The sequence below is a fragment of the Bacillus sp. FSL W8-1143 genome, assembly GCF_037965155.1.
Classification (GTDB): domain Bacteria; phylum Bacillota; class Bacilli; order Bacillales; family Bacillaceae; genus Bacillus; species Bacillus pumilus.
The window spans coordinates 2,329,040-2,351,925 of record NZ_CP150182.1; the positions used below are offsets into that span (position 1 = coordinate 2,329,040).

Sequence of the window (22,886 nt, forward strand, 5' to 3'; positions counted from 1 at the left end):
ATGACTGTTTTTGACGAATACTTCCTATTGCAGTTGAACAGGTACATACGCTTTGTCATGATGCAGCAGTTCGCTCACTTTGACAAATTCATATCCTCGATCCTTTAATTCAGGTATCACTTGTTTCAGTGCTTCGACCGTCTGCTTCCGGTTTCCTCCGCCATCATGCAAAAGAATGATATCGCCGCCTTGAATATGATCAATAATACGGCTCGCAATTTTATGCGCGCCTGGTCTTGACCAGTCCTTCGGATCTTGCGTAAAGGACCACATGACCACATCATATCCTTGCTTTGACAAAATGCGGAAAGATTTCATCGTCAAGCGGCCGCCAGGAGGACGAAATAATAAGGGCCCGCCAGGCTGGAGTGAAGCGATATGAGCCGCTGATTCTTTTAGCTCCTGCTTGATCTCCTTTGATGATAACAGGTCAAAATACGTATGATTCATCGTGTGGTTGCCAAGCTCATTTCCTTCGTCCACAATCCGTTCTGCGATCTTTGGATATGCGTGAACCCGGCTTCCTACGACAAAAAAGCTGGCATTTACTTGATGCTGCTTCAGCACATCCAATATTTGATTCGTGTAAACTGGATGAGGTCCATCATCAAAGGTGATCGCAATCTTTTTCCGTTCCGCTCTCATGTCCCAGAAGGCACGTCCCGTTTTTTCGAGATCGACTCGTTTTAATGTATGTGCCTCTACTTCATTAGGAACAAAAGCACATAGCAGCAATATACACATCAAGACATGCAACCCTCTCATTTGACCGCCTCCACAGAACATTCTTACAGATTAAATTGCCCGCTTTTTGATGAATCATTCAGCATTCATGGTCACGATCCGCATATCTGACTTCTTTTTTCACATAAAAAAAGCCGGCCCATCAGGCCCGCTTTTTGTTTCACGTTTGGTTTCTCTCTTCAACTGTCGAACGTTGCTTAGAATTCATACAGACACTCTCCTTCTTGGATTTGATTTTGAGCCCATAATAATTTCTGATAATACTGGTTGGACTTCTGGTATTGTTGAGAGGCTTCTAAGGCTGTCGCAATTTCTAGTGAGATATCCTCTATATAAGAGTATAGGCTAAGTTTTTCCAAATAATCAATGGTTTTTTGCAGTTGTTTTTCATTCATTCCTTGAACATATAAAGCATCCAGATACTCAAACATATGACAGAACAGCTGGTCTTCATGCTTCTTTGCAGCTAATTTTCCATCTTCTAATATGCGGCGTGCTGCTACTTGTTCATTTTGTCTAAAAAGCAGTTTTGCGAGCGTATAGAGTGTATGTGGAAGCGTGGGAAGCTTCTCTTTACAGGCAATATCAGCCGATTCCGTTAAATAGCGTTCTGCTTCCTCAAGGTAGCCCAGCTCCCCGTAACATTTTCCTAAATTATAAAGCGCTGAACTGTATATCCGCGGGTGATCAATTTGTGATGCGAGCTGTTTTGCCTTTTTTAAATGAGGCAGTGCCCGATCTTTTCGTTTTAAATCTTGGTAGTTTCCTGAGATCACAAACAGGCACTGAATGATGCGAATAGTATAGGCATCATGCTGATCGTATATTTCTAGCGCCTTTAAAATATGATGCATCGAGACATGCGTTTGCTTCATAATATAGTAGGCTTCTGCTACTTTAAAATGAAACTCAGCCTGCTCAATATCATCAAATACCATAGACAGCTGTTTTTCTGCCACTCGGTAATATTTGACGGCTTCTAAATATTCTTTTTGACTAAACTCATGCATGCCACGAAAAAATGCATGGTAATAATGCAGCATATCAGATAACTCATGATTGGAGTTTTCGATTTTATCGACAAGATTAGATACTGAGAAAGGTTGATATTTTGAAGGGTGTATATAGTCAAGCATGATCTGGTGCCGAAAACACATGAGCTGATAATAAATCAGTAAATGCTGGTCCTCTTCCATACGTTCAATTTCTGCTTCTACTTCTGCTTTCAGGATTTCCGCATCTGGAACACTGAACTGCCGTATCATTCGATACCATTCATTAATTTTCATACCTACATGTGAAGATAGAACCTTCCCCATGTTCCGAAAAAACCCCTTCCTTTTCGGTCTAATATTACATATTTTAGCACGCTTCTTGACCGCCAAGCACCGCAAAGAAACCGCAAACATATGAGCAAGGCAGCAAAAACAGACGAACAGAAGCCCGTTTTTTTCGAAAAAGATGATTTTTTCATCGTACAGACACAGACAATCCCCCCTTCACATACATTTGAGGATATAGGCAGTGGCCTAAACATGGTGGAGGTGAAAATCGTGGCAGGAGTATTTACAGCGATGGGATTGATGGTCAAAGAATTGGTGTTCTTAGTGTCCTATGTCAAAAACAATGCCTTTCCACAGCCCCTTTCGGGAGATGATGAAAAAAAATACTTAGCCCTTATGGCACAGGGCGATGAACACGCAAGAAATATGCTGATTGAACATAACCTTCGGCTCGTCGCCCATATTGTCAAGAAATTTGAAAATACCGGGGAAGACGCTGAAGACCTCATCTCCATCGGGACGATCGGACTCATTAAAGCCATCGAAAGCTATTCCTCTGGAAAAGGAACAAAGCTGGCAACGTATGCGGCGCGGTGTATTGAAAATGAAATTCTGATGCATTTACGCGCGCTAAAAAAGACAAAAAAAGACGTCTCCTTACATGACCCCATTGGTCAGGATAAAGAAGGCAATGAAATTTCTTTAATTGATGTCTTAAAATCCGAAAATGAAGATGTGATTGATACGATTCAGCTCAACATGGAGCTTGAAAAAGTAAAGGAGTATATCGACATTCTCGACGGCCGGGAAAAAGAAGTGATCGTCGGCCGGTTCGGCCTTGATTTAAAGAAAGAAAAAACGCAGCGGGAAATAGCAAAGGAGCTCGGGATATCGCGGAGCTATGTGTCTCGTATTGAGAAGCGGGCGCTGATGAAGATGTTTCATGAGTTTTACCGGGCGGAGAAGGAGAAGCGGAAGCGGGAGAAGGGGAAGTGAAAACAAACTTTTCCCAACTCCTATTAAAAAAACAGACCTTGTTGGGTCTGTTTTTATTTGAACATCACAATATAGCCCACATACACAAAAGAAAACTATGTCATGTTTTATCCCCATTTATTTCACTATGCTGTTTTCTTTTAAGTAACGCTCAAAAAGCTTATGACCTTCCTCCTCAATTTGGTCATCTTCAATCAGAGATTCTCCAATCAATAGCCCTAGATCATTCCACTTCTCATATTCCTTCAAAAGTGTTACTCCATAACTTTTTTGATCAAAAAACAAGAGCCATCTTCCTGTTTCTAAACTCTTAAAAAAACACGCCTTCATAATCAAAACCATGTTCATAATACCCTACATGTAAATGCATAGTTTCATCTAAGCTATGTAATTTTTCTTCTGTACTCACTTTCATCTGGCACCCCTAGCTTTCCATATCCTCCTGAAAATCAATATCTCTCAACTCGACCCATTCAACAAAATCAGGAAACGTTTTTGTCGTCAAAAAATGATGAACGATTTGATATGCTTGATCCCGATTGATGTAGCTACACGACGGCACATACAATGGGGATCCTGCGACCAAATGTTCGATGGTTTCAATTTTTTCTCCCTTTTTAAAAGGAACCAAAAAATTCGGATACCTCATGATCAAGAAACCATACGGTTCCGTATAAAAGAAAACTAGACTTTCACTTTCCCAATCTCCCTCAATCTCAATGGAAGATTCCCCATTTCCTTGTTTCCAATACTCTTCATCTTCTTGAAAGAAGATTCTTTTCAAGAATTCTTCTTCTGGATTTTCTACTGGAGCTCCTGTGGGGCCGTAGTATAAAAACATCCATATCTCTCCTTCATACCTATATCAACTTGTTATCCAACTGTTCTATTTCCTTCAAATTGATAAAAAGCTTGTGATTCTTCGTTTAATTTTAGCCAGTTATATAGCTTGGGGTTTAGCTTTTGAACGATTTGCTTACTGACCCATTTTACTTCTTCGATATCATGATCCGGATCGAGAATACTCATTTGTCCTCCGGTGATTTCGGCAAAGAAGGTGATCATCAGCGCATGATGCTTTTTGTCTTGAAAGTATGCTTCTCGAACCGAATGAAGTTCATTTACTTTGCAAACATACCCTGTCTCTTCTTTCACCTCGCGGACCACGGCCTGCTTCAGGTGTTCGCCTTTTTCTACAGCACCACCAGGAAGTCCCCAATATCCCTTTACATTTTTGACCATTAACATATTTTCTTCCTCATCATAAATAATAGCTGATACTACGTCTACTCGTTTCAAATGAATCCCCCTCAATCATTCTCTGTTCACATCAATTGTCGAATAAATAGCACGAACTGTTCATTTCAATACATTCATTATACGGTATCCTTGATACAAGGTAATGGTTAAGGAAGCAAAACAGCATTCGTGAGCAGATTGGAGGCCACAGCATGTGGATCATCATCATTTTACTTATTGTCCTCATTGGGTTTACTGGGAATATCGTTTCCTTATTAAGACAAATGAAAAAGTCAAACGAGAAAATCATACAACTGTTAGAACATCAAAAACCGAAAAAATAAAAACTTCTCTCATTTAGAGGGAAGTTTTTTTAGAAAAAGCAATTGGAGAATTCTTACCGTTTCTCATGAAGCAACATATATCTGATTTTATGAATATAATGCAGCGCAATATGAACGAGACATAAAATGAGCCCGATCATCGCAAGAATATAAATGGGCAGCATCAAACCAGGTACATAGTTGACGATAAAACCCAAACAAAACGCTGTCAGCATATATAGGCTGATCAACCTCATCAATACCATCCGAAGCCCTCCCTTTCCACACTCATTTTAACATCATTTCCCTTTATTTTCATAATTAGCTTTAAAAAAAGATGCGAATCCACTAAGATTCGCATGATCATTACGTATTCAATTCACCTTTCTTCGCCCGCGCTTCCTTCCACTGCTCAAGCTCTGACACTGTCAACAATTGATATCCTTGTTTGGTTAATTCCTTGATAATCGTGACAGCTGCATTTGCCGAGGTGTCATAGATGTCGTGCATTAAGACGGTTTCTCCGCTAGACGCATGTGTGAGAATGTAGTTAGCAACGTACTGGCTGTTGCGATATTTCCAGTCTTCAGGATCTACGTCCCAAAGCGTGACTTTCATATTGACAGCCGCGTTGATTTGCCCGTTTGTTCCTCCATATGGCGGTCTAAAGTGAGTCGGTGTAAAACCGCTCGCTTTTTCAATGATTTGCTGGGTCTCTTCTACCTGTTTGACGGCTTGTTTTAATGGCAGTCTTGTGAGTAAAGGATGGCTATAGGAATGATTTCCGATTTCATTCCCACCCTTTCTGATTTTACTTAGCATATCGGGATAATATTGAACCCTGCTGCCTAATACAAAAAATGTCGCATGTCCTTTGTTTTCTTTTAAAGCTGTTAAAATTTTTGAAGTCGTTGATGGATTTGGTCCATCATCAAATGTCAGGGCAATGGCTTTTTGGTTTGGGTTGAATACCGCCTGTTTTGGCAGTTTTACGATTTTTCTTTTTGGAATCGGTTCTTTTTTCTCATTTTTGTTCTTTTCTTTATTAATATATTCAGGCTTTAACATTCCTTTAAGCAGGGTTTTTTTAATCGCCAGCACTTGAGGGCCTTGTTCGCTTGGTGCGATTTGCCCTGCTGGAAAGTAGAATTCAATAAAACGATCCTTGATGGCAAAATACTGATAATGCTCTGCCGCAGGAGACGTTCCTTGCTTGAGTAAATGCTCATTTTCAGCAAGAGAACGATCTTTCTTTAACTCCTCAAATGTCATTTGAGACAGTTTTTGCAGATCTTCTTTCTTTGATAAAAATAAATCATCTATTGATAAAAAATGCTGTTTCTTGAAATCAAAATTGAATATCTTCGTTTGATGTGCGCCTTTTACTCCGCCTTTCAATTCATATGTATTGAATTTAATCGCAGCAGTTTGCTTGGCATAATGAATAATCTCGTAATCTATATTTAATTCGTATCGATTCTCTTCATCGACATCGCTCGCTTCGCTAAATGATGTTTTGAATTTGTCTAGCGCTGTTTCTGCATATCTTTTCATCTCTTGATCTAGCTTTTCTTGATGAAAGACCGGATAGTTGACAGCATATCTCATGTATCTCCCGTCATTCACGAGGGTGACTATCTCAACTTCTTTATAGCTCGCATCTGGTTCTACCTTCTTCTTCTCCGTCCCACTTGCCTGCTGATTATGATAAAATGCAGCAATTCCGATGATGATTGCAAGTCCGCATAGGACGAGACTGATTTTCCATTTCATTGACACAATAATTCCCCTCTCGTGATGGCGTCATGCCTTGATGACGTGTGTTTGTAGGATAGACTTTGTGCGAACCTAATTTAGTTTTCAAAAAACATAATCGTCACACTTTAGACACATTTTAAAAGAGGAATAGAAAAAGGGCTTGATTTCTCAGCCCTATCATTATTTTTGCATATATAGTTGAAATAATCTCGTTTCTTCATCAATCGAACTCGCTCGATCAAAAGCCGCTCTGACCGTCTTTGTATTGTTCAAGCGCTCATAAAGCATGGTCAATACAAAGATAAATGCCGCATCTCCATCAATGTAATCATCCGGCGCTATATAGGACAGGGCACCTGCTTCTAAGAAGGCATCTGCTAATTTTTTCTCACCTAGTGTGCAGCCTGTAGAAATGACGTGAATCCCCTTTAATGAAGCATACTGCTTGATTTCATCCGCTCCAAAAGCAGCGCCTCTAGGCTCCTCATCTTCGTATACATCTTCCCCTAATTCAGGCATGATCAATGCTCCTTCTTCACCGTGAAACGATAAAAGAAGGTAATCTATTTCTCTTCTATTTCTACCAGATAACACATGAATCAGGTCATTCGGTCTTCCAATCCAATGCATATCGACTTTCGCGCCGAAGTTTTCAAGTGCTGCACGCAGTGCAAAAGATTCCAGCTCACTATTAGGTCCTGCTGCTAATGTGATGCACATGGCTTGTTGATCCACTTCTATCTCCTCCAGACTATGATAAAAATAAAACCATTTTTTCCTCATCTGCATATGTATGATCTGGCCATTTTAGAGCTTTTTCTTCAAGCGCGTATGACTCAAATCCAATAGAGCGATACAGGCGTTTGGCTGAGTGATTGGTCGTCACGACTGATAAATACATTTGCTCGATGTCGTGTCGTTCTCCGGCAAATGAAAGAACTTCTGTCATCAAGGTCTTGCCTACTCCTTTTCCGCGGGCACCCGCTGTAACATACATCGCTGCCACATTCGCTCGGTGCTTTAATTTCTGTAAGTTTTCTTGGATGAGCGTGACCATGCCCACAAGCTTCCCTTGATCAAAGGCGCCAAAGGTCCACATCAATTGTACCGAAGCAAAACGAGCTGCGTATTTTTCTATTGTACCGATTTGCTCTTCTTCATAACTCATCGCAAAGCCCTCTGGGTGTAATCGTAGTGCTTCTAGTCTCAACGCGGCATATTCTTCAGCATCATCTGGAATTAACAATTGAATATTCAGAACATCGCCCCCAACAGAATGATTCATACTTCCAATTTTATCTTGAAAGGAGATTTTGATCAAAATTTTTCTTCTGAAAATAAAAAGGCATCCCATAAAAGGATGCCCCCTTCATTACCACTTGCAGCGTTTCACTGGACGGCAGCAAGGGTTTTTGATATCACTGCCGCAATCGTATTCTTTCACGATATACTCGTTATGAGTCGACTCAGTGACAGGATAGTAGTTTTCAATTCTTTTGATATTTTTATTGACGTTTGTGATATGCGTTGGATGAATTTTTCTGATGGTTTGTTCATTCGTTCTTGTGTTGACAATTTGACGTGTGGGGAAAACAACCGTTTCATCTTCTCCATGGTTTCCTCTGCGAGGTCCAAAGAAAAAATCATCTAATCGATTCCGGCTCATCTCAACACCCCTTCAATTTGTCTTTCACTTACACTCTATCGTATGTAAGAGACGTCATTCGTGATTAGATGCTTGTCTATTTTTTAAAAAATCCACTATTCATCTCGTTTTCTCTTTCTTTACAAAAGGTCATTTTTAACATATTATACAAATGATATATTGCGCAGAAAGGACATCTATGAAAACAAAACATAAACTCTTTTTATTCATGACATTTATTGTCATCATCATTGCTCTTCCAATGCTATCACCTATGATCTTCACAAATTCAACCGAAAAAGGCGCTATCCGGAAATCAATTTACCAAGAAGGATACCCTTACCAAAGCTATTTTGCTATTTTGAAAAAAACGAAGTACAAAGATCCTGAGTATGGCCAGCTTTATGATATTTACTGGCAGGCTTGGAAAAGTGAAACAGGGATGACACCTTCTGTCTGCTATTCGAAAAAGGTCGAGAAAAATGAATATAAGGTTAGCTGCGGTACCGCCCCAGAACCTTCCCACTCATCATCAAACACGAGGTGAACGATATGATCAATACGACACAACCAATCGAACGAAACAAGCTGGACATTGCACTTGAACTGACTCAATTGCATTTGAATCGATATGAAACGAATCATCCTGATCAGCTGAGTGAGGTTTATGCAAAATATTATGCGCTGCTTGAAGTGCTGGATTTATCTTCTTATGATCAATTGATTGATTTATTGCCAGATGAGCTAAAACAGACGCTTGAGTAAAAAACCCTCTATCCACATGGGATAGAGGGTTTTCTTTATACTCGTGCTGCCATATCGGTTTCGATTTGCTCTAAGCTTCTTCCTTTTGTTTCAACTAGTACAAAGCGGGTGAACAATAGTCCGATTAAGCAGATGACACCAAATGAGGAGAAAATGACCCCAAAGCTGAATTTATCTGCCAGGATAGGGAACACAAGTCCGACGGCTAACGATCCCGTCCAGTTAAAGGCAGATGAAATACCTGCGCCGATACCTCTGACAGAAAGCGGGAAGATTTCGCCGATGATGATCCACGTGATCGGTGCCCATGAGAAGGCGTAGCACAAGATAAAGCAGCAAAGTGAAATCAATGTCACCCAGTTTAAAATCCCTTCACTCACGCCAAGTGCACCTAATGCGGCTGGTGCAAAGAAAGAAAGGGCCATGCCCGTTCCCCCTACGGTGAGAATCGTTCGGCGGTCGAACCGGTCGACAAATTGTAAAAAGATCACGGTGGTGACGACAAAAATGACACCGACAATGACTGTAAAACCTGCGGCAACCTGAGGTGCAAGGCCTACATTCCGAGCAATACTCGTTGCATAATACACTATGGAGTTCGCGCCTTGTATTTGCTGAAGGGTCGCCATCCCAACCCCTATGAAAAGAGCCATTCTAAATTTCTTTTGGAACAATTCACGAATACCAGAGCGTTCTTCTTTTGCGACTTCTAAAATTTCCTGCATCTCTGCTTCGATTTCTTCACGAGAAGAGCGTAGTGATCCTAATACCTCTCGTGCTTTATGAGGCATTCCGTGCTTAATTAAATATCTCGGAGATTCAGGAAGTTTCAGCATCCCAATATAAAGTACGATGGCAAATAAAGCGGCACTACCGAGCATCCAGCGCCAGCTGTCTGGAACAGGTTCAAACACAAATGCAACAATATAGCTCAGCAATAGTCCGCTCACGATCATGAGCTGATTGAGCCCAGACAATTTCCCGCGAATTTTAGCAGGAGCAATTTCAGACATGTAGGCCGGCACCAAAGATGAAGCTGTCCCTACGGCTGTTCCTAAAAAGATACGTGCAATGGTTAATGAAATCTCTTCTGGTGCGATAGCTGATCCGATCGCTCCGACAAAAAAGATAACGGATGAGACCAAAATAAGCTTTCTACGGCCAAATTTATCCCCTAACAGACCGCTTAAAATGGAGCCGATAATCGCCCCGCCCATTAATGAAGAGACGACAATTCCAAGCCATAATGGGCTGAGCTGAAATTCTTGCTGAATATGTCCTTCTGCCCCTGCAATAATACCAATATCATATCCGAATAAGATGCCTGCAAAGGATCCGAAAAAGAAAATAAATTTGCTTGACACTTTTTTCTCCAAGTGGATGACCCCCTCACTTAATTAACCGCTTTCATTTCATCCCGTGCTTCTACTGCACTCAGTAGAAGACCTTTCACCCTTCTATAAAACCACATATTCTGCATTGACAAGCTTTGCAAAATGAACAATTTGATCAACCGTTAAATTGAGCGATACAACTGTGTGATGACCCCCACCTTGCTTAATCCATGCTTTGACGCCGTCCTGAAAATTCGGCTTGATTTTCCAGAGCACACGTGCAACCGGTAAATGAAGTGCTGCTTCCTCCGGCTCAAAGGCTTCGACTTCTTGTATGAGCCATTTGAAATGAGTTCCAAAGTCAGCAATAGAAACGACAACACCTTCCCCTGCTTTTCCATCAAACACAAGGCGAGCTGGATCTTCCCTGTTTCCGATTCCAAGTGGAGATACGACAATGACAGGTTTCGTATGGGCGAGCGCCGGATCTACTTCTAACATATGAGATTGCAGCACTGCTTCCTGTCCAGAGGTCATTTCATACGTGTAGTCCTCCATAAAACCAGTGGATTGATGATGACTCATCACTTTTAATAACCGGTCCAGCGCAGCAGTTTTCCAATCGCCTTCCCCGGCAAAGCCATATCCTTTTGCCATTAGCCGCTGTACCGCAAGTCCTGGCAGCTGCTTCATTCCATGTAAATCTTCAAAGTTTGTCGTAAAGGCATTGTACCCGCCTTCATCTAAAAAGCGTTTGATAGCGATTTCATAGCGCGCTTGCACCTTAACACTTTTTTCCCAATCTTCAACTGAATACGTTCCATAATCCACATCATATTGCGTTAAATACTCTGCAAATAATGCATCTACCTCTGCTTCTTCTACTGCACTCACATATTCGACAAGATCGCCTATGCCAAAGTAATCAACGGTCCACCCTAACTGAATCTGGGCTTCGATTTTATCACCTTCTGTTACAGCCACGTGGCGCATGTTGTCACCAAACCTAGCCACTTTGATCTGAAAGCTTTCATGATAGGCAGCTGCCACGTCCATCCAATCAGCGATTTGCTGCTGCACATCCGGCTTAGACCAATGACCGGCAACAATTTGATTTTGTTTATTTAGACGTGCATTGATATAGCCATATTCTCTGTCTCCGTGTGCCGATTGATGAAGATTCATATAGTCCATGTCGATCGTGTCCCACGGAATCTTTTCATAATACTGTGTGACAAGATGCAAAAGAGGCTTCTGCAAAAGATTGGTCCCGCGTATCCACATTTTTGCCGGTGAAAATGTATGCATCCACGTCATCACGCCGACAACTTCATCACGATAATTGACCTCTTTCATCAGCTTTGTGATTTGATCCGCGCTGACAGCTAGCTCCTGCAAGATCACTGGATAAGGAAGTAAACCGCTCTCATTTAAGGCATCCGTCATTTTTTGTGCATCTGCTTTTACTTTCTGCAGTGCTTCATCTCCGTATAAATGCTGTGATCCAACAATAAACCAGCATTCTTTATGTTGACTTGTTAACATAGATATCCCTCTTTTCTTTATCTTGAAGGTTTTTGTCCGTAATACGCATGTTCGCCGTGTTTTCTTAAGTAATGTTTATCTAAAATTCGCTGCGGAAGAGGTTCTGCGTATTCATTTAATTGCTTTGCGAACAAATTCATTTTGGCAACTTCATCTAAAATCACACTGTTTGTGACCGCACTTTTTGCATCTTTCCCCCACGTAAATGGACCGTGACCTTGAAGCAATACACCCGGCACCGCCATCACATCTAGGTTTCTTTTCTCAAACGTTTCGATGATCAGCCGGCCCGTCTCTACCTCATAACCACGATTCACTTCATCTTCTGTCAGAAATCGAGCACACGGAACAGCGCCGTAAAATGTATCGGCATGTGTTGTGCCCATTGCCTGTAAATCGAGACCTGCCTGCGCCCAAACGGTTGCCCACATGGAATGGCTATGTGAAATACCGCCAATTTCCTCAAAGTGTTTGTAAAGGACAGCATGTGTTGCTGTATCTGATGAAGGGCTGTATTCCCCTTCCACTACTTCACCGTCAAAGTCGACCACAACCATGTCTTTAGCTGATAATTGGTCATACGCTATACCGCTAGGCTTAATAACGAATAGACCGCTGTCACGATCACACGCACTGACATTGCCCCATGTGAATTTCACAAGTCCATATTTCGGTAAATCTAAATTGGCTTCGTATACTTCTTCTTTTAAGCGTTCTAGCATACGGTTGTCACTCCTTTTTTTGGCATCAGATGTGCTACTGCCGCCTCTTCAATCGGAAGGCCGTCTTGATAGCGCTTTAAAAATTCGCCAAAGCCTTTGACATCAAGCGGATCGGGTTCTATCAGTTCTTCTGATGTATGGGCAAACACTTGATGCGTGAGAAATTCAGCCAATGTTTGCTTTTGATGATGGACCATATAGGAAGCAAGGACAGCCATTCCAAACGCACCGCCTTCTCCCGCAGTGGAAACGACTGATACAGGTGTATCAAGCGCTGCTGCCACCATTTTTTGACCAACGAGCGGTGTTTTAAATAACCCTCCATGTGCTAATAAACGATCAATCACAACCTGTTCTTGTTCTTTTAAGCGATCCATCCCTATTTTCATTGCGCCAAAAGCAGAAAAAAGATGGGTACGCATGAAGTTAGCCAGATTAAAGCGGCTTTCAGCTGATCTGACAAAAAGAGGTCTTCCTTCTGGCAGTCTTGTAATATTTTCACCAGAATAATAGCCATAGCTTAAGAGTCCGCCGCCATCTCGATCTGCTTCTAACGCCTGCTGCAATAAGGCTTCGTATACCTTTCCTGACGACACTTGCACGCCTAGTGCGTCAAATGCCTCTCTGAAGATATTCATCCAAGCATTTAAGTCACTTGTACAGTTGTTCGCATGAACCATTGCGACTGGCAGTCCGTCCGGCGTTGTGACCATATCCACTTCTGGATACACACCCTTTAGCTCCTGCTCTAGCACAATCATGGCAAAAACAGATGTCCCAACTGAAATGTTCCCTGTCCGTTTTTCTACACTGTTGGTTGCCACCATGCCCGTTCCGGCGTCACCTTCCGGGGGGCAAAATGGAATGCCTGGCCGCAAATGTTTGCCTTGATCTAAAATGGCTGCTCCTGCTGCCGTTAACACGCCAGCCTCCTCGCCTGCTAAATAAACACGCGGCAGAAGGTGACGGAGCTTCCACGGATAGCCTTTTTCTGCGATCAAGTCTTCAAATTGATGGAGCATTTCTTCATTGTAATCTTTCGTTTGTTCATCAATTGGGAACATGCCTGACGCATCCCCAATGCCAATGGCCTGCTTTCCTGTTAACAGCCAGTGAATGTATCCTGATAGAGTGGTTATATATTCTAAACGGGAAAGGTGTTTTTCCTCTTCTAATATGGCTTGATACAAATGGGCAATGCTCCATCTTTCTGGAATATGAAATTGGAAGACATCCGTCAGTTTTTGACTCGCCTCAATGGTTGTTGCATTCCGCCATGTGCGAAACGGAACGAGGACCTCTCCTGTATGATCACATGCCACATAGCCATGCATCATAGCTGATACCCCAATTGAGCCAATGGTTTGAATGGTCACGCCATACCTTTGCTCGACTTGCTCTTTCATCTCTCGGTACGCTACTTGAAGACCTGTAATGATATCAATTAAGTTGTACGTCCAAATTCCTTCCTGGAGAGAACTTTCCCACTCAAATGCACCTTGGGCAATTGGCTGAAACGCTTCATCTATTAAAATGGCTTTAATTCGTGTTGAACCAAATTCAATCCCTAAAGATGTCCGTCCTTCTTTTAAGGCTTTGGTCGTCTCTTCATGATTCATTCTGCGTTCACCTCCATGAATGATAACGGTTTCAATTTTCGTTTTCTAGATTCATTGATTCTCTGTGCACATTCACAATATAATATTTGTACGTACATATGTCAATAATAAATATAGTTGTACATACACAATATGACAAAAACCTGCACTTTTCTAAAGCTGGTACGACAGAAAGGGGAAGCGCCTGTTTTTGATTCGACAACCATGTTAAAATATGTCCATACAATTTCTTCTCAATCCGAGTAGATGATCAACTGAGAAAGAAGTGAAACGATGAAAAAGAAGTACCAGATCATTATCGATGATATAAAAAGCAAAATACTCACAGGGGATTACCGAATCGGGGAACGTATTCCAACTGAATCAAGCCTGCAGGAGATGTATCAAGTGAGCAGGCATACGGTTCGAAAGGCCATCTTAGAATTGTCGAGTGAAGGGTTTTTGCGAAGTGAAAAGGGTTCAGGCACATTTGCGACCAATCAATATCAAACAAAGCCTGCTGGACATACGCATATGAGAACGATTGGGGTTATCACGACATACATATCCGATTACATTTTCCCTTCCATCATTCGAGGCATTGAAAGCCGATTAAACGAAGAGAACTATTCTTTGTTACTGGCGAGTACGAATAATGATGTAGAACAGGAGAAAAAAGCGCTCGAAATGATGCTGTCCTTTGGTGTGGACGGACTCATTGTCGAGCCGACGAAAAGCAATTTATACAACCCGAACATCTCGTACTACCTATCTTTTAAAGAACAGGATGTACCGCTCATTATGATCAATGCCTATTATGAGCAGTTAGAGGTTCCTTTTCTCTGTTTGGATGATGTGAAGTCCAGCTATTTAGCCACAAAAGAGCTGATCACCTCGGGACATCAGCAAATCGGCCTGATCTCAAAAACAGATGATTTACAGGGAAAGTACCGAATGAAGGGCTATATTCAAGCGCTCGGTGAAGCCAAGCTTAATTTCCTGCCTGAGCACGTACTCTTTTTCGATACAGAATCGAAGCAGCATTTGGGGGATGATATTAAAACTTTCTTATTAAAGCATCAGCATGAGCTGACTGCCCTTGTTTGCTATAACGATGAGGTTGGATTAGAAGTTGCCAATGTATGCAGTGACATCGGTCTGTCCATTCCAGAGGACCTTTCCATTATTGGACAGGATAATTCATATATTGCCCAGAAAAATGCCCATGTGAAGCTGACAACACTGACGCACCCTCAGGAGCAAATGGGCCGGGATGCAGCAGACTGGATGATTAAAAAAGTGCAAGGGAAAAAGAATCTCCCTCATCAAACCTTTTACGAACCTGAATTGGTTCCAGGTGAAACGATCAAACAAATGAATACAAGAAAAAAATGAGCCCTTTTTGGAGAAGGCTCATTTTTTATATGGTTAGATCTCTTCTTTAGGGGCAGGCACTGCGCATACGCCATCTGCACATGCTGCTTCAAATGAATTGGCAGCCTCTTTCTCAGCTTGAGCTGCTTCTTCTGTCCAAGCCGTTTCAAGTGCACGCAGGAAGGTATCGGCTGGCTGTGCACCTGCCACTGAATATTTGCCATTGATCAAGAAAAACGGAACAGCATTGATACCAAGCTGTCTCGCTTCTTGTTCGTCTTTTCGGACATGATCAGCAAACTCTTCGCCGCCTAGAACTTGCTGTACTTCCTGCAAATCAAGACCTGCTTTTTCTGCAATATCTAAAAGGGTTTGACGATCACCAACATGCTTTCCATCTGTGAAATAAGCTTGAAACAGCTCTCCCATGACGAAATCGCCTTTTCCCATTTGACCAGCATATTGCGCCAGCTGGTGGGCATCAAAGGTGTTTGTCAACACGAGTGGATCAAATTGAAAATCGATTCCTTTCTCTTTGCCGGCCTGCTTCACCTGCTCATTCATCGCCATGGCCTGGCTGCGGCTCATCCCATATTTTTTGACGAGCATATCATGGACATCAAAATCGACCTGAGCAGGTGCATGTGGATCAAGCTCAAAGCTTTTAAACTCGATTTCTACCTGTTCCTTTTGAGGGAATTGTTCAAGCGCTGTTTCTAGTTGTTTTTTTCCTATATAACAAAAAGGACAGGCGATATCTGACCAGATTTGTACTTTCATGTTCATCTTCCTTCCGTGTTTACGCTTTTTCTTTAACGATGTAACAATTATAGTTACAACAAATCGGTTATGTCAAGATTCTGATCTTGATTGAAATGAAAAAACCTCTCCTTTTAAGAAAGGAAAGGCTTTGAAAATGACTATTCTAAATTGGCATGGTGACCGTACATTTTATGAGTGTCGAGTTCTTTTATTTCCATTAAACGTAAAATGACCGCATCGTATGTCAGAAGTAGCGCTTGCTCAAATAGCGAGCCCATTGGCTGAATGGTATGATGGCTTCCTTCCTGTTGATCCTTTGGTGCACCTGACAGTAAGATGACTTTATCCGATAGATCAGCTAGAGGTGACTCAGCAGAAAGCGTGAAAGCTGCCACTTTTCCGCCAATTGCTTTCGCCTTTTTTGCAAGGACAAGCAAAGTCTCTGTTCGGCCAGATCCGCTCCCCACAATCAAGAGATCTTCTTCAGTAAAGGAAGGTGTATTGGTCTCACCGACCACATAAGCCTTGACTCCAATATGCGAGAGTCTCATGGCAAATGATTTTCCCATCAAACCAGACCTGCCAGCACCTGCCACAAAGACCTTTCTTACAGTTAAAAGGCTTGAGACAAGCCGCTCTGCTTGTTCGTCTTGAATAGCGGGCGAGTGCTCAGAAAGCTCATTCAAAATGGCTTTCACATAGTCACTGGTCTTCATGATTGTGAGATCAACTGCTTCATTTGTGCGGCCACTTCTGCTTTATTGTCCTGGCTTGCGATACCGCCGCCGACAATGATCAAATCAGGATTTAATTTTACGACTTCAGGTAACGTATCAAGCTTAATTCCGCCTGCAATCGCTGTTTTCGCTTGTTTGACGACTTGTTTAATGGTCATCAGGTCATCAAATGAGTTTTGACCAACCGCTTGCAGGTCATAGCCTGTGTGTACACAAATATAATCGACTCCTAGCTCATCCAGCTCTTTTGCACGGCCAGCGATATCTTTGATACCAATCATATCCACTAAAATCTGTTTCCCTCTTGCTTTCGCTTCTTTCACCGCTCCTTGAATGGACATATCTTCTGCCGCTGCAAGAATGGTCACGATATCTGCTCCAGCTTCGGATGCCTGCTGCACTTCATAGCCGGCCGCATCCATAATTTTCAGATCAGCGAGTACACGTAAGTTTGGAAATGCCTGTTTGACTTCTTTGACAGCACGCAAGCCTTCGTTGATCACAACAGGTGTTCCAATTTCGACTACATCAATCGATCCTTCTACTTCTTTGATCAGCTCAATCGCTTCTGGTATATTCACTAAATCTAATGCTAATTGTAATTTCATGAATGTTCACTCCCGTTTTTTCATCTCATCTTCAAGAGCTCCGTGAATAGGGCTTCTTGCACGATGAAATGAGTATAACAACAGGATGGGAGCAATCCAAGTACGCACTTTTTTTTTACATACTATACTTTTTCGCATATGGTTACAAAAAAGACACTGTCTTTTCGACCAGTATCTTTTGCATGTATTACTATTTATCATCCTTTAAAAAATTGCTGTCGAGATACTGTCTTCCCCAATCATACATCGACTCTAAAATCGGCATTAAGCTTTCTCCTAGTTCTGTCAGGGAATACTCAACCTTTGGCGGAACGACAGGATAAACCTCCCGATGCACAATGTGATCTTCCTCTAATTCTCTTAGCTGATTGACAAGCATTCTTTGCGTAATCCCAGGCATTAACGACTTTAGCTCACCAAATCGTTTTGTCCCTTCTCTGCCCAGGTGCCATAAAATCAGCATTTTCCACTTACCGCCGATAATATTTAGCGTCAGCTCTTTTTCGCAATTGAACACTTTATTTTCCATACGTGATGACAACAACATACACTCCTTTGGTACAAACCATTTACGTTTTATCATATACTGCGGCAAAATGGATTGTCGAGCATACAGTCTTTGTTATTGATTTTGTTTGTTCACAAATGTCATAACAGACTCTGTCATTTTTTGCGCTTCTTTTGGCGCCCTGTCTGATCCAAACCATTTATTCAAGTCACTGTGGCTCAGCGAATGGACCCGAAACACAAACTTAGAACCTTTATCATGGTTCAGTTTTTCTGCAAATCGATACACCTCAGGATTTTCCCACCCCGTGACCAAATAAACAGGCGGTACATTCGCTTGATTCATATAAGTGACAGGTGATGCCTTTGTCCAGTTCTTCTCCTGTTTACCAAATACTTTTTTATACGATGGAATGGCTTGGATAAATTGATTGATGTTTAACGGACCATCTAAAATCACGATAGAATTGATCGTTTTTGGCGACAGCCCCACACGTTTTAAGTAAGTCGAATCTGTGGCCACCAATGCCGTCAAATGACCGCCCGCTGAGTGACCCATGACATTGATTTTTGATGAATCAATTTGATACTCATCTGCATGATCCTTGACCCATTTAATGGCGTTTGCCGTATCATCTGCCATCTGCTCATAGTTGGCATCAGGGTGAAGCCTATAATTCATCGAAACAAACACATACCCTTGACCGGTAAAATAATCAGCCTTTGAAGCGACTCTATTCTTATCGCCGCCTGTCCAGCCGCCGCCATGGAGATAGAACATGACTGGATGCTTCTTCTTTTTGCCTTCATCTTTTCCCTTTGGCATATACATATCGAGTGTTTGCTGTTTGTTTTGAGTGTCTGCATAATGGATGTTCGTCGTCGGCTTAGGCTGGTTTAAACGGAACACAAAGAATGCGCATACCAATAAGCCAGCGATGACTGCCGCAAATAAAAGCCATTTCATCATTCGATTCAATGTCATTGCACCTTTCTATGTTGGGATGGAGAAGCTTGATTCGCACATATGTAAAGAGACTAGCCCGATTCATTTGATACGACTTGTATGACTTGTACGGTTTGACAATAAAAAGAAAAATACTGTTCTTCAAAGTCTTCGACAAAGTAATTCAAATTTTCCCAGCCTCTATCCAAAGGCTCAATATTTAAATATAGACTAGAATCGTTTGTTAAGTCCAAATCTTTGATTTGAACAGAAGAGACGTTGGTAAATTTCAGATGAATGTCTGCTTGTAGATTCGGGGATTCATGGGATGTGTAGAACAATACAATTGATCAAGTCGTAATGTTCATTATACTCTTTAAAGTAGTGAAATTCATTGATTTGCTTTAGATAGTTGATATTGAAATCTGGGATTTGCTTTTGGATTTTTTCATCTAAAAACCATGTCATCGTTTGTCCTCTAAAAGGTTATTGTATAAGTGCAATCATTCGTTTTCTTGTTTCTTCATGGTATTGAACATAGGGATATTGCTCTTCAAATGACTGACGTAGCACGTTTAACTGTTTTTTCGGTATTCGTTTATGATCGATCACATAACTTAAGCTGCCTGCAACAAGTGAAAAAAACATATAAAAATCATCTGAACATATACCAGTTTCTTCTTCAAAAGAGACGACCTCATCTGGATAAGCTGAATCTAATAAGTATTGATAACGTTGTTTTAAATCATCGAATAAATCTTGTTTATCACGGCTGATTTTCATGGACCTTTCCCCAATCTCTCATTGTTTCTAAAATCTCATCTAGACTTTTATGTTAAATAGACAATTTGCATTTGTATCAAATTCTTCAAGTAGTTCATTGTACAGGTTCCATATTCTATGAGGACGGTAGCTGCATTCGATCCATCTTTCTAAACTACTAAACATCTCATTTCTCCTAACGAATCATGTCACGGAGTTTGTAAATATTCTTCAAATGAAATAAAGTCCGCTTTTTTTCGAAATTCGCTTAAGATTTTCTGATCTCCTGTAAAAATAACATCTGTCGAATCAAAAAATCCGATTTCAAACACGGCTTGAGGAATAACGGGTGTATAATTCACGTTCCAATATCGTTCATTATCTTCAATTTGAGGTATTGAACTGATATTCAAATGATCGACATGACGAGGCAATGCGGTCAAAACAGCGAAAATAAAAGAATAAGAATAGTCATGTAAGAATTTTTTGAAATGTTCACCCTTCAGAAATAAAAAATCCGTATAATCTGGCATGACTTCTGAATGGGATTGATTTTTCCGATCATGAAGCATTGTGAGTGTCACATCACTTATGACCCAATGATACTCTTCTACGTTTAAATTGATTTTCTTTATTAATTCATTTACTTTGAATAAATTTTCCTTTTTTGCTAAGACGATTCTCATGACTTGCTCCACCTCATCGATTTAAAACATCAAACAAAACTAAAAATATTCTACAGTATCAAAATCAGAACATGTAATATATGTAACATTTATTATTTATTTTTATAATTTCGAATCAGTTCTTTTCTAAAATCATCAGGAAGTTTTTGATTCGGATATACAACTGAAATCCAACCTAATACAATCTCATCTAAAGTTCTCCACGTTTTTAACAATTGTTTATTCATCTGTTCTAATTGATGAATCGCTAATACTCCTATCTCATAACCTCTTTCGCCATAAATGATCCATTTCGCAGAAGGGGAAACCCATATCACACGTGAAGCAATATCCATTATGCTATCATTTACACTTTCTATCGGATAATCCGTTAAGAGATCAAGGTAATCACTTGGCGTGAGGTTTAACGGGATTTTCACCCAAGGATAATAACCAAAATTCCGATAATAATCATCCATGCTCTTCTGCTCATCTAATACAGCCATGAGTATATAGTCATCATGATGATTCAAAGCTAAACCTTTTAACATTTCCCAGCTATCATCTGATAACAACCAATGGAATTCTTCGAATAAATAATGAGGTGTTTTCGTTTTCAACACTTGAGTAGGGAATGTCTTTGTACTGTGAACAAGCGAATGAACAAACGATAGAACATGTTCAAATTCTTTTGGATCGGATATAAACAAATGTTTCACTTTATGCTCCTTTCATATCTTCGGGTAAATCTATCATCAGTCATTGATACTCCATTTCACCGCTTGTAACATGACGCATAATGAGAAAGCATTTGGGTGTAATAGTCATTGAATGTTTTTTGACCCTTCAATAATCCTTCAAGCCAATTTGCTAAAACAGGGTGATCCATTGGTTTCCACCCTTCTTTTAATAACCTATTTTTCACAGAATCTTTTGCTGATAACATCCCTATGATACAAATTTCCATATCCCTATCTGCCCAAATCGCCCACTGCAAAGAATACGATAACCAGACCACTATGTACGAATTCGTTATGATATCATCTGCTATAGACTCTTTTGGGTGCATCCATAGTGCATTTACATAATCCTCACCTGTAATATCCACACTCGCTTTCAGCCAATTATAATACCCAAATTCCTTCAAATAATATTTTGCTGGATCTGGTTGAAGGACTGCAGTTAAAAATTCTCTATCTTGTGTAACAGTTGATAACTCTTTAATGGTTGGTAAAATATCATCACTCAATGCCCAATCAAACTCTTGAAACAAAAAACAATCAAATGTCTTCCGGAAGACTTGTTGTGGCAGCATCTTATTTGTGTCAAACACATTGTCTACTAAATTCTGATAGAATTTGAATTCTTTTTCTGAACGAATAAATAAGTCTTCAAGCCGTTTCAAACAACTACCTCCACTCTTGTCGAACTAGTAGTTTTTTAATTCTTCCTCTATATCTTCTTTTAATGTTTGAATTTCAATTGAAACCGAGTCATTTGGATTATAGAAAATGGAAGGATTGATTCCATTTTCTATCATTCCCGGCAGCCACTCTTCTATCAAATCGTCTAAATCAATCATTTCTGGTAATGATTTTCTCCCTGGTTCAGACGATTCTTCAAAATTATCTAATCTTCATCACCAATAATGATGTTCTTTTCTTATGTTCTTCTTCCCAAAAACCCATTTGAAATACACTCCTTTATATATTGCGTTCTTGATTTCCCCAAGTGTTATGCTATTCTCATGTGGCTTTATTTCGATAAACGTATACTTGTATAAACAGGTTTATTTGTATGTTTGAATAGTGCCACCTCATGATCAGTTAGCCACTTAAGCTCTCGCATGTGATAAGAAATTTCTTCTAAATAAGTATCGGTTTTAGCAATTAATTTTTTAGATAAGATCTTTCTTTTATTGTCTTCAATGACAAGATAGAGAGTAAACTGATTTAAATCTAACTCGATCAGAGGATATGCTTTCTTTTTTTTATCTGGACTTAATTTTGTTTGTTTTCCTTTTATCTCCGCTTTATATTCCTTTTCTTTCATTTTTTGAAATGCCGCTTTGACTAGCTGACTGTCCCAATTTTTCAGTTCACATAGATAGAGCATCGCTTTTTCTAAAGTATCAGCTAAGATCTCTTTCTTATTTACTGCATTTTCAAATTCACTATAACTGAGGGGTACTTCTAGCTCATAGGTATTTTTTAAAAAATAACATGTTAGGTTCTTCTTTTGAGGTACTCATTAATTTGTAGTCTTTAAATGAGCCACATATCAAAACAATGGCCTCACAATCTTTCGTTTGAATTCTTTTCCCTAATTCCCATAAAAACATTTCTGTCACACAAAGGGATTGGCTTGCTAAGTTCCCATGATCATCATCTGACATTAATTGTATATTTTTCAAATACACTTCTTCTAAGCCTCCTAATGAGATTTTAATCAACTTATTTGTTGTATCTTTTTCGATATCTGCGATAGATTCTTTGGTCAAAACACTCAATTTAATTTTGTTAAAAATTCTACCTCTTGTATCTCCTAAATAATTGCTTAAGAAGAGATATTTT

32 protein-coding genes are annotated in these 22,886 nt (G+C 40.4%); 5 read left to right on the plus strand and 27 right to left on the minus strand.

The window, feature by feature from the left end:
- Positions 1-24: 24 nt before the first annotated feature.
- The gene (locus tag NSQ36_RS11775) at positions 25-765 is read right to left on the minus strand and encodes a polysaccharide deacetylase family protein (RefSeq protein WP_050943726.1); all 741 of its coding nucleotides are present in this window, start codon (positions 763-765) and stop codon (positions 25-27) included.
- 176 nt (positions 766-941) lie between these two features.
- On the minus strand, positions 942-2,063 hold the full coding sequence (locus NSQ36_RS11780; protein WP_251190293.1) for a Rap family tetratricopeptide repeat protein: 1,122 nt from the start codon (positions 2,061-2,063) through the stop codon (positions 942-944).
- 231 nt (positions 2,064-2,294) lie between these two features.
- On the opposite strand from NSQ36_RS11780, the gene sigK reads away from it, so the two are divergent.
- Positions 2,295-3,023, plus strand: coding sequence for an RNA polymerase sporulation sigma factor SigK (sigK, locus tag NSQ36_RS11785; RefSeq protein ID WP_034738387.1), 729 nt, complete (start codon positions 2,295-2,297; stop codon positions 3,021-3,023).
- 117 nt (positions 3,024-3,140) lie between these two features.
- On the opposite strand, the gene NSQ36_RS11790 is transcribed toward sigK, so the two are convergent.
- The 3 genes from NSQ36_RS11790 to NSQ36_RS11800 all read right to left on the minus strand — a co-directional run bounded on the left by NSQ36_RS11790 (position 3,141) and on the right by NSQ36_RS11800 (position 4,322).
- The gene (locus tag NSQ36_RS11790) at positions 3,141-3,308 is read right to left on the minus strand and encodes a hypothetical protein (RefSeq protein WP_268458434.1); all 168 of its coding nucleotides are present in this window, start codon (positions 3,306-3,308) and stop codon (positions 3,141-3,143) included.
- A gap of 139 nt (positions 3,309-3,447) precedes the next feature.
- Positions 3,448-3,864: a hypothetical protein gene (locus NSQ36_RS11795; RefSeq protein WP_284906840.1), complete on the minus strand. Its 417-nt coding sequence runs from the start codon at positions 3,862-3,864 to the stop codon at positions 3,448-3,450.
- Positions 3,865-3,896: 32 nt separating this feature from the next.
- Positions 3,897-4,322, minus strand: coding sequence for an NUDIX hydrolase (locus NSQ36_RS11800; protein ID WP_339205746.1), 426 nt, complete (start codon positions 4,320-4,322; stop codon positions 3,897-3,899).
- 152 nt (positions 4,323-4,474) lie between these two features.
- Here NSQ36_RS11800 and NSQ36_RS11805 point away from each other — a divergent pair, with 152 nt between their 5' ends.
- Positions 4,475-4,606, plus strand: a complete 132-nt coding sequence (locus tag NSQ36_RS11805; protein ID WP_267875469.1) for a hypothetical protein — start codon at positions 4,475-4,477, stop codon at positions 4,604-4,606.
- 53 nt (positions 4,607-4,659) lie between these two features.
- Here the strand turns inward: NSQ36_RS11805 and NSQ36_RS11810 are convergent, their stop codons facing one another.
- From NSQ36_RS11810 to NSQ36_RS11830, 5 genes are all read right to left on the minus strand, one after another.
- On the minus strand, positions 4,660-4,851 hold the full coding sequence (locus NSQ36_RS11810) for a hypothetical protein (protein WP_050943721.1): 192 nt from the start codon (positions 4,849-4,851) through the stop codon (positions 4,660-4,662).
- Between the two features lie 100 nt (positions 4,852-4,951).
- Positions 4,952-6,364: a polysaccharide deacetylase family protein gene (locus NSQ36_RS11815; RefSeq protein WP_339205748.1), complete on the minus strand. Its 1,413-nt coding sequence runs from the start codon at positions 6,362-6,364 to the stop codon at positions 4,952-4,954.
- Positions 6,365-6,523: 159 nt separating this feature from the next.
- Positions 6,524-7,063, minus strand: a complete 540-nt coding sequence (locus NSQ36_RS11820; protein WP_212046216.1) for a delta-aminolevulinic acid dehydratase — start codon at positions 7,061-7,063, stop codon at positions 6,524-6,526.
- 31 nt (positions 7,064-7,094) lie between these two features.
- Positions 7,095-7,697 (minus strand): GNAT family N-acetyltransferase, encoded by a 603-nt coding sequence (locus tag NSQ36_RS11825; protein WP_339205750.1) that lies wholly within the window; start codon positions 7,695-7,697, stop codon positions 7,095-7,097.
- A gap of 18 nt (positions 7,698-7,715) precedes the next feature.
- Entirely contained in the window at positions 7,716-8,009 is a 294-nt protein-coding gene (locus NSQ36_RS11830) for a CotD family spore coat protein (protein WP_003216648.1), read from the minus strand.
- Positions 8,010-8,187: 178 nt separating this feature from the next.
- Here NSQ36_RS11830 and NSQ36_RS11835 point away from each other — a divergent pair, with 178 nt between their 5' ends.
- Together NSQ36_RS11835 and NSQ36_RS11840 are read left to right on the plus strand one after the other, a co-directional pair.
- The gene (locus NSQ36_RS11835) at positions 8,188-8,535 is read left to right on the plus strand and encodes a hypothetical protein (RefSeq protein WP_310426314.1); all 348 of its coding nucleotides are present in this window, start codon (positions 8,188-8,190) and stop codon (positions 8,533-8,535) included.
- Positions 8,536-8,540: 5 nt separating this feature from the next.
- On the plus strand, positions 8,541-8,753 hold the full coding sequence (locus NSQ36_RS11840; protein WP_003216677.1) for a hypothetical protein: 213 nt from the start codon (positions 8,541-8,543) through the stop codon (positions 8,751-8,753).
- A gap of 35 nt (positions 8,754-8,788) precedes the next feature.
- Here the strand turns inward: NSQ36_RS11840 and NSQ36_RS11845 are convergent, their stop codons facing one another.
- From NSQ36_RS11845 to NSQ36_RS11860, 4 genes are all read right to left on the minus strand, one after another.
- A complete protein-coding gene (locus tag NSQ36_RS11845) occupies positions 8,789-10,129 on the minus strand; it encodes a sugar porter family MFS transporter (protein WP_050943716.1) in 1,341 nt (446 codons plus the stop codon).
- An 81-nt stretch (positions 10,130-10,210) separates the two neighbouring features.
- The gene (araA, locus tag NSQ36_RS11850; protein ID WP_339205754.1) at positions 10,211-11,632 is read right to left on the minus strand and encodes an L-arabinose isomerase; all 1,422 of its coding nucleotides are present in this window, start codon (positions 11,630-11,632) and stop codon (positions 10,211-10,213) included.
- A gap of 17 nt (positions 11,633-11,649) precedes the next feature.
- Positions 11,650-12,354, minus strand: coding sequence for an L-ribulose-5-phosphate 4-epimerase (locus NSQ36_RS11855; protein WP_003216476.1), 705 nt, complete (start codon positions 12,352-12,354; stop codon positions 11,650-11,652).
- A complete protein-coding gene (locus tag NSQ36_RS11860) occupies positions 12,348-13,973 on the minus strand; it encodes an FGGY-family carbohydrate kinase (RefSeq protein WP_226803743.1) in 1,626 nt (541 codons plus the stop codon). The genes NSQ36_RS11855 and NSQ36_RS11860 overlap by 7 nt, the downstream gene beginning before the upstream one ends.
- Before the next feature lie 273 nt (positions 13,974-14,246).
- Between NSQ36_RS11860 and NSQ36_RS11865 the strand changes: the two genes are divergently transcribed.
- On the plus strand, positions 14,247-15,347 hold the full coding sequence (locus NSQ36_RS11865) for a GntR family transcriptional regulator (protein WP_339205756.1): 1,101 nt from the start codon (positions 14,247-14,249) through the stop codon (positions 15,345-15,347).
- Between the two features lie 33 nt (positions 15,348-15,380).
- Here NSQ36_RS11865 and NSQ36_RS11870 read toward each other — a convergent pair whose 3' ends face one another.
- From NSQ36_RS11870 to NSQ36_RS11930, 13 genes are all read right to left on the minus strand, one after another.
- Positions 15,381-16,106 (minus strand): DsbA family oxidoreductase, encoded by a 726-nt coding sequence (locus NSQ36_RS11870; protein WP_003216513.1) that lies wholly within the window; start codon positions 16,104-16,106, stop codon positions 15,381-15,383.
- 140 nt (positions 16,107-16,246) lie between these two features.
- Positions 16,247-16,804: a 6-phospho-3-hexuloisomerase gene (gene hxlB / locus NSQ36_RS11875; protein WP_050943712.1), complete on the minus strand. Its 558-nt coding sequence runs from the start codon at positions 16,802-16,804 to the stop codon at positions 16,247-16,249.
- Positions 16,801-17,433, minus strand: a complete 633-nt coding sequence (gene hxlA, locus NSQ36_RS11880; RefSeq protein ID WP_050943711.1) for a 3-hexulose-6-phosphate synthase — start codon at positions 17,431-17,433, stop codon at positions 16,801-16,803. The genes hxlB and hxlA overlap by 4 nt, the downstream gene beginning before the upstream one ends.
- Before the next feature lie 190 nt (positions 17,434-17,623).
- Positions 17,624-17,980 carry a winged helix-turn-helix transcriptional regulator gene (locus NSQ36_RS11885; RefSeq protein WP_034620552.1) on the minus strand — a complete coding sequence of 119 codons (357 nt, stop codon included), beginning with the start codon at positions 17,978-17,980 and terminating at the stop codon, positions 17,624-17,626.
- Positions 17,981-18,055: 75 nt separating this feature from the next.
- Positions 18,056-18,925 carry an alpha/beta hydrolase gene (locus tag NSQ36_RS11890; protein ID WP_339205761.1) on the minus strand — a complete coding sequence of 290 codons (870 nt, stop codon included), beginning with the start codon at positions 18,923-18,925 and terminating at the stop codon, positions 18,056-18,058.
- A 282-nt stretch (positions 18,926-19,207) separates the two neighbouring features.
- On the minus strand, positions 19,208-19,354 hold the full coding sequence (locus tag NSQ36_RS11895) for a hypothetical protein (RefSeq protein WP_339205763.1): 147 nt from the start codon (positions 19,352-19,354) through the stop codon (positions 19,208-19,210).
- Between the two features lie 18 nt (positions 19,355-19,372).
- Positions 19,373-19,669 carry a YxiJ family protein gene (locus tag NSQ36_RS11900; RefSeq protein ID WP_339205765.1) on the minus strand — a complete coding sequence of 99 codons (297 nt, stop codon included), beginning with the start codon at positions 19,667-19,669 and terminating at the stop codon, positions 19,373-19,375.
- Positions 19,670-19,857: 188 nt separating this feature from the next.
- Entirely contained in the window at positions 19,858-20,334 is a 477-nt protein-coding gene (locus tag NSQ36_RS11905; protein ID WP_310024424.1) for a hypothetical protein, read from the minus strand.
- Between the two features lie 92 nt (positions 20,335-20,426).
- Positions 20,427-21,032 carry a hypothetical protein gene (locus tag NSQ36_RS11910; RefSeq protein WP_251190281.1) on the minus strand — a complete coding sequence of 202 codons (606 nt, stop codon included), beginning with the start codon at positions 21,030-21,032 and terminating at the stop codon, positions 20,427-20,429.
- Positions 21,033-21,088: 56 nt separating this feature from the next.
- Positions 21,089-21,718 carry a hypothetical protein gene (locus NSQ36_RS11915; RefSeq protein WP_339205768.1) on the minus strand — a complete coding sequence of 210 codons (630 nt, stop codon included), beginning with the start codon at positions 21,716-21,718 and terminating at the stop codon, positions 21,089-21,091.
- A 24-nt stretch (positions 21,719-21,742) separates the two neighbouring features.
- Positions 21,743-21,895, minus strand: coding sequence for a hypothetical protein (locus NSQ36_RS11920; protein ID WP_339205770.1), 153 nt, complete (start codon positions 21,893-21,895; stop codon positions 21,743-21,745).
- Positions 21,896-22,068: 173 nt separating this feature from the next.
- A complete protein-coding gene (locus NSQ36_RS11925) occupies positions 22,069-22,365 on the minus strand; it encodes a hypothetical protein (RefSeq protein WP_339205772.1) in 297 nt (98 codons plus the stop codon).
- Between the two features lie 145 nt (positions 22,366-22,510).
- Entirely contained in the window at positions 22,511-22,813 is a 303-nt protein-coding gene (locus tag NSQ36_RS11930; protein ID WP_339205774.1) for a hypothetical protein, read from the minus strand.
- Between the last annotated feature and the right edge of the window lie 73 nt (positions 22,814-22,886).

What these genes read in the sequence shown, in the direction of transcription:
- NSQ36_RS11775 (WP_050943726.1), bottom strand. Translation starts at nt 765, where the DNA reads ATGAGAGGGTTGCATGTCTTGATGTGTATATTGCTGCTATGTGCTTTT.
- NSQ36_RS11780 (WP_251190293.1), bottom strand. Translation starts at nt 2,063, where the DNA reads ATGGGGAAGGTTCTATCTTCACATGTAGGTATGAAAATTAATGAATGG.
- NSQ36_RS11795 (WP_284906840.1), bottom strand. Translation starts at nt 3,864, where the DNA reads ATGTTTTTATACTACGGCCCCACAGGAGCTCCAGTAGAAAATCCAGAA.
- NSQ36_RS11805 (WP_267875469.1), top strand. Translation starts at nt 4,475, where the DNA reads ATGTGGATCATCATCATTTTACTTATTGTCCTCATTGGGTTTACTGGG.
- NSQ36_RS11810 (WP_050943721.1), bottom strand. Translation starts at nt 4,851, where the DNA reads ATGGTATTGATGAGGTTGATCAGCCTATATATGCTGACAGCGTTTTGT.
- NSQ36_RS11820 (WP_212046216.1), bottom strand. Translation starts at nt 7,063, where the DNA reads ATGTGCATCACATTAGCAGCAGGACCTAATAGTGAGCTGGAATCTTTT.
- NSQ36_RS11825 (WP_339205750.1), bottom strand. Translation starts at nt 7,697, where the DNA reads ATGGGATGCCTTTTTATTTTCAGAAGAAAAATTTTGATCAAAATCTCC.
- NSQ36_RS11830 (WP_003216648.1), bottom strand. Translation starts at nt 8,009, where the DNA reads ATGAGCCGGAATCGATTAGATGATTTTTTCTTTGGACCTCGCAGAGGA.
- NSQ36_RS11835 (WP_310426314.1), top strand. Translation starts at nt 8,188, where the DNA reads ATGAAAACAAAACATAAACTCTTTTTATTCATGACATTTATTGTCATC.
- NSQ36_RS11840 (WP_003216677.1), top strand. Translation starts at nt 8,541, where the DNA reads ATGATCAATACGACACAACCAATCGAACGAAACAAGCTGGACATTGCA.
- araA (WP_339205754.1), bottom strand. Translation starts at nt 11,632, where the DNA reads ATGTTAACAAGTCAACATAAAGAATGCTGGTTTATTGTTGGATCACAG.
- NSQ36_RS11855 (WP_003216476.1), bottom strand. Translation starts at nt 12,354, where the DNA reads ATGCTAGAACGCTTAAAAGAAGAAGTATACGAAGCCAATTTAGATTTA.
- NSQ36_RS11860 (WP_226803743.1), bottom strand. Translation starts at nt 13,973, where the DNA reads ATGAATCATGAAGAGACGACCAAAGCCTTAAAAGAAGGACGGACATCT.
- NSQ36_RS11865 (WP_339205756.1), top strand. Translation starts at nt 14,247, where the DNA reads ATGAAAAAGAAGTACCAGATCATTATCGATGATATAAAAAGCAAAATA.
- NSQ36_RS11870 (WP_003216513.1), bottom strand. Translation starts at nt 16,106, where the DNA reads ATGAAAGTACAAATCTGGTCAGATATCGCCTGTCCTTTTTGTTATATA.
- hxlB (WP_050943712.1), bottom strand. Translation starts at nt 16,804, where the DNA reads ATGAAGACCAGTGACTATGTGAAAGCCATTTTGAATGAGCTTTCTGAG.
- hxlA (WP_050943711.1), bottom strand. Translation starts at nt 17,433, where the DNA reads ATGAAATTACAATTAGCATTAGATTTAGTGAATATACCAGAAGCGATT.
- NSQ36_RS11885 (WP_034620552.1), bottom strand. Translation starts at nt 17,980, where the DNA reads ATGTTGTTGTCATCACGTATGGAAAATAAAGTGTTCAATTGCGAAAAA.
- NSQ36_RS11890 (WP_339205761.1), bottom strand. Translation starts at nt 18,925, where the DNA reads ATGACATTGAATCGAATGATGAAATGGCTTTTATTTGCGGCAGTCATC.
- NSQ36_RS11895 (WP_339205763.1), bottom strand. Translation starts at nt 19,354, where the DNA reads ATGACATGGTTTTTAGATGAAAAAATCCAAAAGCAAATCCCAGATTTC.
- NSQ36_RS11900 (WP_339205765.1), bottom strand. Translation starts at nt 19,669, where the DNA reads ATGAAAATCAGCCGTGATAAACAAGATTTATTCGATGATTTAAAACAA.
- NSQ36_RS11905 (WP_310024424.1), bottom strand. Translation starts at nt 20,334, where the DNA reads ATGAGAATCGTCTTAGCAAAAAAGGAAAATTTATTCAAAGTAAATGAA.
- NSQ36_RS11920 (WP_339205770.1), bottom strand. Translation starts at nt 21,895, where the DNA reads ATGATTGATTTAGACGATTTGATAGAAGAGTGGCTGCCGGGAATGATA.
- NSQ36_RS11925 (WP_339205772.1), bottom strand. Translation starts at nt 22,365, where the DNA reads ATGAAAGAAAAGGAATATAAAGCGGAGATAAAAGGAAAACAAACAAAA.